Raw genomic sequence first — 13,531 nt, forward strand, 5'->3', positions numbered from 1 at the left:
CGCGAAAAATACGAAAACGGACAATGGGAACAATCCACTGTCCGTTTTTTTATATTTCCTTTTGAGTTTATGCGAATATGATTTTGCCTACTTCCTCTACCTTCATGGGGAGTTTGGCGGTGTTCAGCCCTTAGCATGCCGTTTTCATACAGGCTTGGTGAGGGCTGTTTTATTTGGAATGAGTAAACAACACGGATTTGTGTAGAGAAATCCTCGGATATTTAAACGCGTTTGGGGGAATGGCAAAACTATAATAATAGGGAATTTAATTTATGTAAGCGCAATCATTTTGGCGTACTTGCTTGTCATCACAATACAATTGAGGAGGACGACTTGAATGGCTCAAAGGAAAGGCGCATGGCGAAAGGGAACCTTGACCGCTGCGCTGGCAATCATGCTGGCGATGACGGGCACGACTGGAGGAGTGGCTGCAGAAGATTTGTCCGAACCGACACTACAGGCGGAATCAGCCATTGCAGTTGAACAGAACCGTAGCAGCAGCATTCAGCTGGAAAAGCTGGATCGCGGACTGGTAGCTGCGGTGACGCAGGAGGGGGTATTTTTAAGCTGGCGGTTATTGGCTCAAGAAGTGAACGGCTACGGTTCAACGGGGCTGACAGGAGCGGACTTTAACGTATACCGTGACGGTAAGAAGATCGCGACGGTGACCGACAGCACCAACTATGTGGATAAGGAAGGAACCGGAAATGCGGTGTACAGAGTAGCTTCAGTCGTAAAAGGCAAAGAAAAGGATCGTAGCGCCAAAGTGAAGCCATGGCAGCAGGGTTACTATGAGCTTCCTCTTCAAAAGCCTGCCGATGGTGTAACACCAGCGGGTGAATCCTATACTTATTCGGCCAACGATATGAGTGTGGGGGATGTGGATGGAGACGGACAATATGAATTTTTTGTAAAATGGGACCCTTCGAACTCCAAGGATGTATCTCAGAAGGGGTACACCGGAAATACGTATGTTGATGCGTATACGGCCGAAGGCAAACTGTTGTATCGGATCGACCTGGGCGTGAATATTCGATCTGGTGCGCATTATACACAGATGATGGTTTACGATTTTGACGGCGATGGTAAAGCCGAGCTGATGTTCAAAACGGCTCCAGGGACCAAAACGATTTCTTTTGATAAGAAGGGCAAGCCGAAAAAAGAAAAGTATATTACTCTGCCACGTGAGGATCGCAAAGCAGGGATTACACATGAGGACGATTACCGTTTGAGCCGCTCGGATTATTATGAGCATGTGGTGAACATGTTCATGAACTGGACGAAACATGAAGAAGTGGTCAAGGGACAATGGCCTGCTACGCTGGAGGAATGCTTTGGCATCGCTCCGAAGTACAGTTATCCGTTATCCCGAAAGGATGCGGAAAGCCTGACAGACTACTTTATGGATGTATATGCACCATCACGGAGCGACAAAAACAAGCTGAGAGAGTTCGAGGGCTTTATTGTCGATGGACCGGAGTATTTGACGATTTTCAAGGGGAAAACGGGTGCTGAGCTGGATACCATCCGCTATGAGCCGGAGCGTCATGACGATGGCCTCATGTGGGGCGACTACGCTATGGCCCGAATTGAACCCGCCAACCGTGTAGACCGCTTCCTGGCAGGTGTGGCTTACCTGGACGGACGCAAGCCGTACGCCGTATTTGCACGCGGCTATTATACGCGTTCCACCTTGGCCACCTACACATGGGATGGCCGCCATCTCCAAAAACATTGGATGGTGGACAGTGGCTGGACACCAATGACCAATCCATTTAACGATAGTCCGCACGGGCGTGATGGAACGGACCCGAAATTTGGCACCTTGACCACACAGGGAGCGCATTCTTTGAGCGTGGTGGATGTGGACGGTGACGGCAAGGATGAAATCGTATACGGTTCCGCCACGATTGACCATGATGGCAGCCTGTTGTACAGCTCATTTGATGTCATGCCTCCTGAAAGCGCAACTCCGGGTCAAACCGCCAGATTGGGACATGGCGATGCGCTGCATGTAACCGATATTGACCCGGATCGCCCCGGCAAAGAAATCTTTATGGTACATGAAGGTGGCACCTACGCTCCATATGGCTATTCTTTGCGGGATGCCAAAACAGGTGAAATCATTTACGGCGCATATTCCGGCAAGGATACAGGTCGGGGAATGGTCGGTGACATAGACCCGGATCAGCGAGGTCTGGAGACGTGGGCCATAGGCCTGTGGACCGCAGCGGGGAAACAGCTGGATACGAAGATGCCGGGTACCAATATGAGTATCAAATGGGCAGCTGATATGACCACACAAATCGTAAACGGCGCAATTGATGTAACCCCAACCATTGAGGATTGGAAACGAGGTACATTGTTGACCGCTACTGGAACCAAAACGAACAACTATACGAAAGGAACTCCATCGCTGGTAGCCGACATTTTCGGAGATTGGCGGGAGGAAATGCTCGTCCGCACAGCGGATAGCTCAGCAATCCGTATCTATCTGAGCACAGAACCTACGACGCATAAATTGTACACGTTAATGCATGATCCGCAGTATCGCACGGATGTGGCGCGTCAAAATACTGGGTATAACCAGCCGTCCTATACAAGCTTTTACTTTGCATCCGATATGGATTGGGCGAATGTACCGATTCCCAAGCTCTACACGCCAAAAGCCTTGATGGATGGAGATAGCAGCGACGAAGCGGATGAAGTAGAGGCAACGGAGGTGGATGAAAAAGAAGTCGATGAAATGAAAATCGATGAAACGAAAGTCGATGGTGCGGAAATAGATACGAAGGAAATAGAGGGAGAGTCAGCAGTCCCAGTAGTTCCTGTAGTTCCAGCAGAGGATTTATAAACCAATAGCTGAAGACTAAGATCTATTTCGGCGTATAAATTAGTTAATGGATTTAGAAAAAAGGCAAGTCTCTGGATTATTTAGAGGCTTGTCTTTTTGCTTTCTTAGAGCTTTCACAGTAGAGGTAGCTCTATCCAAGGTCTATTTTGATGGTTAGAAAATCCTTAATAATGAGGGAAACGCTGAAAGCAGCGGAGAGGACGGAGCGATTGCGAAAAAGCGTGAGTGGTCGCCTTTGTATTCGGATTTTTACCACTAGGCTATTTAATAAAATCCGGATACAACAGCGATTGGAGCAACGTTCCGTTCGCGGAGCGTCGTAAGAACACCTCTTTTACTCTCACCTTCTATCGCAATGTCGGAGTTGACTCTCTAAATATCGGTTCTGTTCTGATATGCGTGATTTGATAAGGTCTGGAAGGATCTTTGACCCGCGCCAATAGCATCTCAGCCGCCGTAATGCCCATTTCGTTGTTGTAGATATGCACGGTGGATAAATGAGGTTCCACAATCCGGGATTCAGGAGCGTTATCAAACCCAAACACGGCAATATCGTCAGGAATTTTCAAGTTTTTATTTTTGAGCGCTTTCATGACACTGACGGCAATAAAATCATTGGCGCACACGAACGCAGAAGGTAACACGCTCATGCCGTCCAATTGTTTATCCATCCAATCCGATTCGGAGAAAAAATTTCGGTCCTGATCGACGATACAGCAAGATAAATCCACATTCAGACCTGCTTCGATTAAAGCTCTGTTATATCCAACCCACCGCTCGTTGAAGCTTTTGCAATGCTTATAATCCCCAGCAAAACCGATCCGCGTAAATCCACGACGAATCAGGCTTTTGGTGACAGAATAAATGCTATGTTCATTTTCCATCAACAATAAATCCGCTTTCAAATCAGGGTAAAAAATGTCCACAGAACAATCAATAAAGATCGTGGGCAGTCCCAAATCCGTAATAAGCTCACTATATTGTGGATCAAACATTTCAATACAAATAATTCCATCCACCTTGGAGGCTTCAAAATTATTAGGAAGCGTTCCTGCATGGATTTCATTTTCCCGCACAATATGAATCGACAGATTATACCCTTCTGCGCTTATTCTTTTCTCCAAACCACTGATGAGTAAGGAGCCAAAATGTGAGCTGTTCGGCAGATTGCATGTGACCAGGGCAATGTTACCTTGATTTTTCGGGATGATACTCTCCGTTTCCACATAGGCAAATTGCTTATATTTAAGTTCTATCGCTTTTTTAATGACCTTGTTCCGAGTATCAACCGGGATGCTATCATTACCGTTAATTGCTTTGGACGCGGTATTTCGGGAGATTCCCAAAGCGTCGGCAATGTCTTGAATAGTGACTTTTTCTTTCTTCATAGACAGGTTCCACCTTCAATAAAAAATGGATTGCCTGAGAGGTACAATTTCCTCTTACGGCTCTTCGTTCAGACCTTAAATGTATAATAGTTCGCATAAAATAGCAATGTTTACCTTGCAAATGAACAAATAATATTTACATTTGTAAGGTTTATTTGATAACTTTTATTTAACTCCATCGGATCGACAAATGAATTTGAATTCAATCTTATATAAGCTGGACAAAAAAAAGTGCGCATGGGAAACAGAGAGGACAGATCCATGCTGTATAAGTAAAGCGGTCATTGTTAATGGGTAACTTTCAAAGTTGGATTATATACTATGACTGTTATCATTTCTTCTTGCAAAAGCATAATTTATTAATGCCACATTTAGTCAAATGTAAATGAATTTTTTACAAAAATAATTGACGAATGACATTTCGATTTGGTAAATTGAAGATGGAAAATGTAAGCCTTTTCAAATTTGTTGTACAGACGATTTATTACAGATTGGGGGGGATTGCAAGTATCAGAAGAACAGGAGACGCTCGTCGGCTATGCTTCCGAATCACAGGAAGTATATGTAGACCGGACAAGGTCAGGCTGTTCGGATTTTCATGAGGAATTTGCAGGGAGACACGCAGTCCCACTGGAAACGGCAGAAAACCGATTGGACCTTCATATCTATGTGGATCGTTCGTCCATTGAAGTGTTTTTTAACCACGGGCAGGTGGTAATTACCGATTTAATATTTCCTGATGCAGAATCTAGGGGTCTTGAAAAATTCACAGCGGAAGAGCAGATCACGTTGTTTTCGCTGGAGCTTTATGCGCTGAAATGAGATTTTCTTCATGATGACCTATACAGTGATTTCCCTGTTGTTTTGTAGTGGAAGCGCAGTGTTAATCCGTACTGGAAGGCAGGAGGTTGGGAATGGAGATGGAGTTGGCAAACACGCGAACGAACCTGACCGGCTGGCAGATTAAAGGACAAGGGCACATAGAAGATAACATCCAGGGACTTTTGCTGAGGTCGGAGCCACAGGAAAATGTGATGGCTATGTCCGGAACAACGTCTCAGGATTTTACTTTTGAGGCGGATGTGATGGTCACTGACACACAGGCGGATGCTACGCTAGTATTCCGTTCCAGTGAGGACGGGTTGTCTTCCTATATGCTCCAGATCGTACCAGCTGCCGGATTGTTGCGGCTGCGGGATGCTGCCGGGGATATTGGAAAACTGAAAGAGGAACGTCAGGCCAATTTAAAAAAAGGAGCTATTTATCATCTCAAGGTGAGCGTAGAGGGCTCCCATTTTAAGGTGTTCTGGGATAAGGGATATAACCCGATTATAGATGTGTTCGATACGACTTATACATCAGGATATTTGGGGCTGAATGTTTGGAATGGATCGGCGTTATTTCAGAACATTCAAGTCAGTGATATGGATACGAATCTAAGCGGACCGCTCCTGATCCGTGGAAAATGGCAACCTGACCTGCGGGGGCTAAGGGCGGAGGGAGTAAGTACAGAGGGTGCATTGAAAATATATGGACCCGCAGCTGCTGACCTGGTGCTGGAAGGCGGTGTGACGCTGAATCCTTCTGAACCGGGAATGGAAGCAGGACTATTTTTCAGAGGGAGTCAGGATGGGAAGGATGGATATGTTGCTTCTGTGCAAGGCGAAGGCAATCAGGTTCGCGTACAACTGAAGAAGGCGGACGGAACGTTGATTACAAGGTCGGCGCAGACATATCCGGGTGGGTTCAGCGGCAAACACCACTTGGAAATCATCGCTCATGGAGGGCGGATTCAGGTGTTTATAGATGGCTATACGCCTGCGGCAATTGATAGCATGGATAGCAGCTATACCAACGGCTTTACAGGCTTGAAAGTAACCGGAGGAATCGCTTATTTTCAGGATTTCTACCTTACCTCTGTCTCGAATTACTATACAGAAAAATATCGCCCGCAGTATCATTATTCCCCTGCTAGAGGTTCCGCGAGCGATCCGAACGGATTAGTTTATTTCGAGGGGGAGTACCACCTGTTCCATCAGGATGGTGGACAATGGGCGCATGCGGTCAGCCAGAACTTGCTGGATTGGAAAAGGCTTCCGTTTGCATTGGAGTGGAATGATCTTGGCCATATCTGGTCCGGCTCGGCTGTAGCTGATCTAACCAATACTTCCGGCTTGTTCGGTGACTATGGAGGAACAGGGCTGATTGCCTATTACACTTCCTTCAATCCCGATCAGCCCAAGGGAAACCAGAGAATCGGCCTTGCTTACAGCACAGACCGGGGGCGCACATGGCAATACCCGAAAGACCGTCCAATTGTAATAGAGAACCCGGGCCAAAGTGAAAATGATCCTGGCAATTGGGATTTCCGTGATCCTAAAGTAGTGTGGGATGAAGCCTATCAGCGCTGGATTATGGTAGTGTCGGGAGGCGATCATATCCGTTTTTTTACCTCCACCAACCTATTGGATTGGCGCTGGACGGATAACTTTGGCTATGGTGATTATATACGTGGTGGAGTATGGGAATGCCCGGATCTATTTCAGCTTCCGTTAGACGATGGTAACACTTCTAAATGGGTGCTGATGATTAGCACTGGAGCCAGCGCGAATACTCAAGGCTCGGATGCGGAATATTTTATCGGTGAACTGACGCCTGATGGCAAATTTCAAAATGATCATTCACCGGGGAAGGTGTTGAAAACCGATTGGGGCAAGGAATTCTATGCCTCAATGTCCTTCTCTAATGTACCCGACGGGCGGCGTATCATCCTGGCATGGATGACGAATTGGGACTATCCGTTCAGCTTTCCGACTTCTCCCTGGAAGGGACAGTTTAGCATCCCAAGAGAGTTATCGCTAAAAACAACCCGTGAAGGCATCCGTTTGATACAGCATCCGATATCCGAGCTGACTTTGCTGCGTTCCCGTTTATTTTCGATAGAAAATCAAAGTGTCACGGAATCTTCTCCGAATATACTGGAAGGTTTGAATGCAGGTGCCTATGAGATTGAGGCGGAGTTCGAACTGTCTTCTGTTGGGGCTGCCTCGACATTCGGGTTTTACGTGCGGGATGGCGGTGAGCAAAGAACGGCAGTCGGCTATAAAACAGATGTACAACAAATATTTGTAAACCGTGCTGATTCAGGACTTACTGATTTCTCTACTCTGTTTTCAACGCTTCATAAAGCATCACTTGCACCTATTGAAAATCGAATTCAAATGCGTATATTTGTGGACGAATCCTCGGTTGAGGTGTTTGGGAATGATGGAGAAGTCGTATTTTCGGAGATTATTTTGCCCGATTCGGCGCGAAGAGGGATGGGCTTTTACACCCAGGGGGGTGAGGTGAAAGTTGTTTCCCTCCATGTTTATGCCTTGCGGAACAGCTGGAGGATACCAGAAGCTTCGTCCACCAGAGTGATCATGGATCACACTTATGTGGAGCTTGCGAGGGAGCAGACGAAGCGTCTGTACGCGAGTGTGGAGGATGAGTCTGGAGAAAAAGAAAACTCGCTGATTTGGGTTTCTAACAATCCTGAGATTGTAAAGATCACTGCGTCCAAGGACGGGAGTGTGCTAATGGAGGCGATTGCCCCAGGAGAAGCTGTTGTTACGGCTTCCGACCCGGAGGATAAGGTGCGTGACAGTACCTTGGTTAAGGTGAACGACGGGGTGTTTCATACCAACCTTACAGGTTGGAAGCCGGATGTTTCCGCATCGCGGTGGATTGTGACAACGGATGGGATGCGAGGAAGCTATATCAGCGATGCGAATTATATGGCTACTGAGCAGGCGGAAGATTTTACGTATGAGGCTGATATGAAGCTGCATGGAAATGGAAGTGCTGGATCCATGATTTTCCGCGCCAATGCTGACGGATCGAGTGGCTATTATCTGAATTTGGACCCCAATCTGAAATCGATTCGCCTGTTCTATAAAAAAGACGGCCGTTTCGAGGAGCAGCAGGTGCTTGCCAAGGTTCCAAGATTCGTTTTGCCGGAAATGTTTCATCATATTAAAATCGTGGCGGAGGGCCGGCGCATTTGCATTGATGTAGACGGTGAGCAGGTCATCGACCTGGAAGATAGTACGTTCGCCGAGGGACATGTGGGTGTGAATGTATTTGGAGGGCAGGCATTTTACCAACATGTAAGGATCGAGCCAATTTGAATTTCTTATCTCAAAAGGAGAGCCGTATTTACGGACTCTCTTTTTTTACGTCTTGATGTTATTGAGAATATGAAATGTAACCGCGCACATGTAAAGGGTGTGACATCTTACCTAACGTAAAATTTGACACACTTAAATTGCCATCATGCTGGACTCGGCGAGCATTCGGGCAGAAGTGCAGTTCAATATATGCTGGAGCAGGAAGGAATCGAGGCAGGCTCCGGTGAAATCAAGTTCCTGCTGGAGCGGCTTCGCCTAGTCGGTGAAGATCCCAAGCGTGTCATCCATAGCGAGGATTTAAGGCGCTGGCTACAGTATTATCCGGCAGAGCTGCCGAAATAACCGAAAAGCGTTCCCGTCCGGTAAGTGTGACCGTGACTGGAACGCTTTCTTGCGTATCTTTTAATTTCACAACCAGAGTCTCCAATTTGCTGGTTAAACGAAGCCGTTCAGAAGGGTATAATAAAATATAGTGCTGTATAAAGTGCGTATTTATGGTTTTACAGCAGGTCTTGATTCATATAACCATTACACGCTGATCTGGAAGGACGGCTATGGGCAATTGGAGGAATGCTTGTGGGAATGATGTTTTCTTTTCTAAAAAAATATCGGGTTCCAGCCATCGCAGCGCTCGTGATGATGTTGCTGGAATTGACGGTAGAGCTATCACAGCCATATTTGATCTCTAAAATCATTGATGAGGGCATCCGACAGCAGGATTTGTCTGTCGTCTGGTTATGGGGCAGTGTACTGGTGGGGAGTGCTGTTATCGCTTTTATGGCGGGTATATCCAGCTCTTTTTTTGCTTCACATGCAAGTCAGAGCTTCGGCTATGATTTGCGGGAAAAGCTGTACCGTAAAGTGCAATCCTTTTCGTATCCTGTGTTTAAACGTTTTGCCACTTCGTCGCTGATTACGCGCCTGACCGGGGATGTCACGCAAGTACAGGATACGGTGTTTATGAGCCTGCGGTTTATGACACGGGTTCCGCTTGTAGTCATCGGCAGTATTGTGATGGCACTGGTTGTGCATTTCAGGCTTGGGCTGCTATTGGCGGTTATGGCTCCGGTGCTGTTCTTGTTTGTGCTAGTGATGATGCGGCGAACGGTCACTTTGTTTAAGGGTGTCCAGCGACGCTTGGATGACGTTAACGGAGTAATCCAGGAGAACCTGACAGGCATCCGTCTCATCCGGGTTTTTGTGCGGATGCGGCATGAAATCGAACGTTTTGCCCATTACGGAGGGGAATTGATGAAAGGGACGGTGTCCGCTCTACGCTGGACAGAAACGACGATGCCGTTCATTTTGTTTACGATGAACGCAGGGATTATTGCAGTACTATGGTTCGGACGCGGCCAAATTTCCACTGGGGATGCCAGTGTAGGACAGGTTGTCGCAGTCGTCAATTATTCACTGCGGACGATTGGAGCCTTGTCTGCCTTATCGGGTATCGTTGTTGTATTTTCCCGGGCAACTGCATCTACCGGGCGGATTCGAGAGGTATTGGAAACATCTAATGAAAATGAGCAAGAACTGGAGCCTGTTTCAACGCATCATACACGGATTGAGGGACAGGTGGAAATGGACCGGGTGAGCTTTCATTATCCGGGCAGTGATCTGGCTGTCCTAAAGGATATATCTTTTAAGGCGCGATCAGGCGAGCGGATAGCTATTATGGGGGCCACTGGCTCGGGCAAATCCTCACTTGTTCAGTTGATTACGCGTCTGTATGAAGAAGATGAAGGTCATGTGCGCTTTGACGGAAAGGACGCTCGTGAACTGGATGCGTCCATATTGCGAGAAGCTATTGGCTATGTCCCTCAGGAGGTACTGCTATTCACCGGCTCGATTCGGGATAATATTGCTTGGGGGCTGGAGAATGCCAGCCTGGAGCAAATTAAGGAAGCCGCACGCATGGCGCAAATCCATAATATGATTGAACGCTTGCCGCAAGGCTATGACACGATGCTCGGGCAGCGTGGTGTCAATCTGTCTGGCGGACAGAAACAGCGGCTTTCGATTGCCCGCGCACTGGTGCGCCAGCCGACAGTGCTGATTTTGGACGACAGCACAAGTGCATTGGATGTAGGGACAGAAGCAGCACTACTGAACGCACTCGATGGCCTGTCCTGCACGACATTTCTCATTACGCAGAAGATCAGCTCGACCGCATCGGCAGATCAGATTTTACTGCTGGATGAGGGTCGCCTGATGGCAAGTGGAAGTCATGAGCATCTCATGGATAGCTCGGATCTATATCGGCGTATCTATGAATCACAATACGGAAAGGAGGAGTCGCATGTTCAAGGAACTCATTGAACCGTTCCGTCAGCCTACACCGCCGTCCGGTGTGCTGCGAAATCCGGCGGGAGCTGAAGGACGCCGCAAGGCCAAAGCGAAGAATTGGTCTGGCACGTTAGGACGGATATGGGCTTATCTGGCCCGCCGTAAGGCCAAACTGATGCTGGTACTGTTCATGGTACTGCTCAGCTCCGGGCTGGCTCTGCTGGGTCCATATCTGGTCGGCGTAGCGGTAGATGATTTTCTCGAAGGTCCGGGTGGACGCACGTGGATTTATTTTCTCATCGGATTAGGAGCTGTATATCTGCTCAACTCGCTGACCTCCTGGCTGCAAAATATCTGGATGATCGAGATTGCCCAAGAGACGGTGTACCGCATGCGTTTCGATCTGTTTTCACATTTGCATCGACTACCGATTCCTTTCTACGGCAAACGTCAGCAGGGAGAGATTATGAGTCGTCTGACCAATGATATCGAAAATGTCAGTTCTACGCTTAACAGCTCCGCCATTCAGATTTTTTCAAGCATATTGACGCTAATCGGTACACTCACGGTGATGCTGTGGTTAAGCCCGCTGATGACCCTGTTGACCTTTATCGTGGTACCGCTAATGGCTGCCGGGATGCGCTGGATTACACGTCGCACCGGGCCTTTATATAAGGAACGCCAGAAGAATGTGGGCGAACTGAACGGATACATCGAAGAAACACTGTCTGGACAGCAGATTATTAAAGCATTTTCGCAGGAAAAGAGAGTCATCCGTGGTTTTGGCGAGCGTAATGACCGTATTCGGCTGTCGGGCTTCTGGGCCCAAACGATTTCAGGCTTTATACCGAAGCTGATGAACGGACTGAATAATCTCAGCTTTGCTATTGTAGCGGGGATCGGTGGGATTTTGGCCATTCGCGGTTCCATCACTATAGGTACAATTATTGTATTCGTAGAATATGCCCGCCAGTTCACCAGACCGCTGAACGATTTGGCTAACCAGTGGAACACCCTGCTGTCCGCCATTGCCGGAGCTGAGCGTGTATTTGAAATATTGGATGAAGATGAAGAGTCCAAGGATGAACGCGGCGCAGTGGAGGTAGAGCATGTGGAGGGGGCGGTGCGGTTTACGGATGTTTCCTTCGGTTATGATGAGGGAAGCGCTACGCTGGAAGGTATCTCTTTTGAAGCCAAACCCGGTGAAATGATCGCGCTGGTTGGTCCGACCGGGGCAGGAAAAACGACACTGATCCAGCTCCTTTCCAGATTTTATAGCCCCGACAAGGGAATGATTACGCTGGACGGGCGCGATATCACCACCATACAGCGTGAAAGCTTGCGCTCCCGCATGGCATTTGTGCTACAGGACTCCTTCCTGTTTCAGGGGACGATTCGTGAAAATATCCGCTTCGGCAGACTGGACGCCACCGATGAGGAGGTTGAACAAGCATCGAAACTGGCCAACGCCCATTCCTTTATCATGCGGATGAAGGACGGATACGACAAGGTGCTGGAAGCGAACGGCAGTGGCATTAGTCAAGGGCAAAAACAACTGCTGGCTATTGCCCGTGCTATTTTGGCCAACCCTTCCATCCTTGTACTCGACGAGGCAACCAGCAGCATCGACACCATTACAGAGATGAAGATACAAGAAGGACTGGAGCGGCTCATGCAGGGTCGAACAAGTTTCGTCATCGCGCATCGGCTGAATACCATTCGTCAGGCTGACCGGATTCTAGTCTTGAAGGATGGCCGTCTGGAGGAGCATGGTTCTCATGATGAACTGCTGGCTCACAAAGGCTTTTACAGTGATTTATATTATGGTCAATTGAGTAAGCAAAGCTCTTAAGCCGGCTCGCGATTAACAGATTTCCAGGCATACTTAAAAGGACTACCCTGGGGGTGGCTCTTTTTAAGTATGCCTTTTTACAGGTAAGTACTATTAAACAGGCGTTTGAAATGAAGATACTGCTTTCACAATAAAAATATACCCATACCCCGTATATGTATGTTAGTATGGGTGTGCATGAATAAAATCCCACTTCAAAGGAGAGTCATCATGAAAATCGCAATCATGCTTTTCGATGGAATTACGGCATTAGATGCAATGGGTCCATACGATGTATTTGCTGCTACACTGAAATGTGAAGTGAAGTTTGTCGCTAAGAAAAAAGGCTTAATCAAGCTGGACTCAAATATGGGTTATTTGCATGCTGATTACAGTTTTTCTGAAGTTAGTTCAGCTGATATTCTTGTTGTTCCAGGTTGCAGTCCGCCAAATTATAAAACGCCAATGAATGACGAAGAAACATTAAATTGGATTCGCCAAATACATGAAACTACGAAATGGACCACGTCGGTTTGTAACGGCTCTTTGATTTTGAGCGCCGCAGGCTTGTTAAATGGAACCGTAGCCACCAGTCATTGGGGTTCCTTAGACCTGCTCCAATCTCTTGGAGCCATTCCAACAGATGAGAGAGTGGTTCGTCAGGGCAAAATCGTTACAGCAGCCGGTGTCTCCTCTGGTATTGATATGGCACTCCAGCTATTGGCATGGGAATTGGGAGAAGATATGAGTAAAGGAGTTCAGCTGATTTTGGAATACGATCCTCAGCCTCCGTTTGACACGGGTTCACCCAAGAAAGCACCTGCTATATTGGTAGAACAAATAAGAGGTATGTTAAAAGAGTTTGCAAAAAGGGAGCCTCATGTGTAAATCAAGAATAACAAGATATCTTTTCGGTATTAGCTAGGCTCAATAGGTTTGTATTTTTATTTACAAGGGCCCCTATTTCAACTAGTATAGTTTACACATAGTAAAGGATTAC

8 protein-coding genes are annotated in these 13,531 nt (G+C 47.3%); 7 read left to right on the plus strand and 1 reads right to left on the minus strand.

Annotation, left to right across the window (positions count from 1 at the left end):
• The first annotated feature begins 337 nt into the window (after nt 1–337).
• The gene (locus T3H97_RS05150; RefSeq protein WP_328801886.1) at nt 338–2,854 is read left to right on the plus strand and encodes a rhamnogalacturonan lyase; all 2,517 of its coding nucleotides are present in this window, start codon (nt 338–340) and stop codon (nt 2,852–2,854) included.
• Nucleotides 2,855–3,201: 347 nt separating this feature from the next.
• Here the strand turns inward: T3H97_RS05150 and T3H97_RS05155 are convergent, their stop codons facing one another.
• Entirely contained in the window at nt 3,202–4,242 is a 1,041-nt protein-coding gene (locus tag T3H97_RS05155) for a substrate-binding domain-containing protein (RefSeq protein WP_103049025.1), read from the minus strand.
• A gap of 501 nt (nt 4,243–4,743) precedes the next feature.
• Between T3H97_RS05155 and T3H97_RS05160 the strand changes: the two genes are divergently transcribed.
• The 6 genes from T3H97_RS05160 to T3H97_RS05185 all read left to right on the plus strand — a co-directional run bounded on the left by T3H97_RS05160 (nt 4,744) and on the right by T3H97_RS05185 (nt 13,419).
• A complete protein-coding gene (locus T3H97_RS05160; protein WP_328801887.1) occupies nt 4,744–5,064 on the plus strand; it encodes a glycoside hydrolase family 32 C-terminal domain-containing protein in 321 nt (106 codons plus the stop codon).
• 92 nt (nt 5,065–5,156) lie between these two features.
• A complete protein-coding gene (locus T3H97_RS05165) occupies nt 5,157–8,414 on the plus strand; it encodes a glycoside hydrolase family 32 protein (protein WP_328801888.1) in 3,258 nt (1,085 codons plus the stop codon).
• A 189-nt stretch (nt 8,415–8,603) separates the two neighbouring features.
• Entirely contained in the window at nt 8,604–8,756 is a 153-nt protein-coding gene (locus T3H97_RS05170) for a hypothetical protein (protein ID WP_328801889.1), read from the plus strand.
• A gap of 240 nt (nt 8,757–8,996) precedes the next feature.
• A complete protein-coding gene (locus tag T3H97_RS05175) occupies nt 8,997–10,733 on the plus strand; it encodes an ABC transporter ATP-binding protein (RefSeq protein ID WP_328802780.1) in 1,737 nt (578 codons plus the stop codon).
• The gene (locus tag T3H97_RS05180; RefSeq protein ID WP_328801890.1) at nt 10,714–12,552 is read left to right on the plus strand and encodes an ABC transporter ATP-binding protein; all 1,839 of its coding nucleotides are present in this window, start codon (nt 10,714–10,716) and stop codon (nt 12,550–12,552) included. The genes T3H97_RS05175 and T3H97_RS05180 overlap by 20 nt, the downstream gene beginning before the upstream one ends.
• Before the next feature lie 210 nt (nt 12,553–12,762).
• A complete protein-coding gene (locus tag T3H97_RS05185) occupies nt 12,763–13,419 on the plus strand; it encodes a DJ-1/PfpI family protein (RefSeq protein ID WP_328801891.1) in 657 nt (218 codons plus the stop codon).
• Nucleotides 13,420–13,531: the final 112 nt, after the last annotated feature.

The organism is Paenibacillus sp. LX16 (assembly GCF_036252815.1).
GTDB lineage: Bacteria > Bacillota > Bacilli > Paenibacillales > Paenibacillaceae > Paenibacillus > Paenibacillus polymyxa_B.

Excerpts from the sequence above, each read along its gene's own strand:
- T3H97_RS05175 (WP_328802780.1), top strand. The coding sequence starts at position 8,997 with ATGATGTTTTCTTTTCTAAAAAAATATCGGGTTCCAGCCATCGCAGCG.
- T3H97_RS05185 (WP_328801891.1), top strand. The coding sequence starts at position 12,763 with ATGAAAATCGCAATCATGCTTTTCGATGGAATTACGGCATTAGATGCA.
- T3H97_RS05170 (WP_328801889.1), top strand. The coding sequence starts at position 8,604 with ATGCTGGAGCAGGAAGGAATCGAGGCAGGCTCCGGTGAAATCAAGTTC.
- T3H97_RS05165 (WP_328801888.1), top strand. The coding sequence starts at position 5,157 with ATGGAGATGGAGTTGGCAAACACGCGAACGAACCTGACCGGCTGGCAG.
- T3H97_RS05180 (WP_328801890.1), top strand. The coding sequence starts at position 10,714 with ATGTTCAAGGAACTCATTGAACCGTTCCGTCAGCCTACACCGCCGTCC.
- T3H97_RS05155 (WP_103049025.1), bottom strand. The coding sequence starts at position 4,242 with ATGAAGAAAGAAAAAGTCACTATTCAAGACATTGCCGACGCTTTGGGA.
- T3H97_RS05150 (WP_328801886.1), top strand. The coding sequence starts at position 338 with ATGGCTCAAAGGAAAGGCGCATGGCGAAAGGGAACCTTGACCGCTGCG.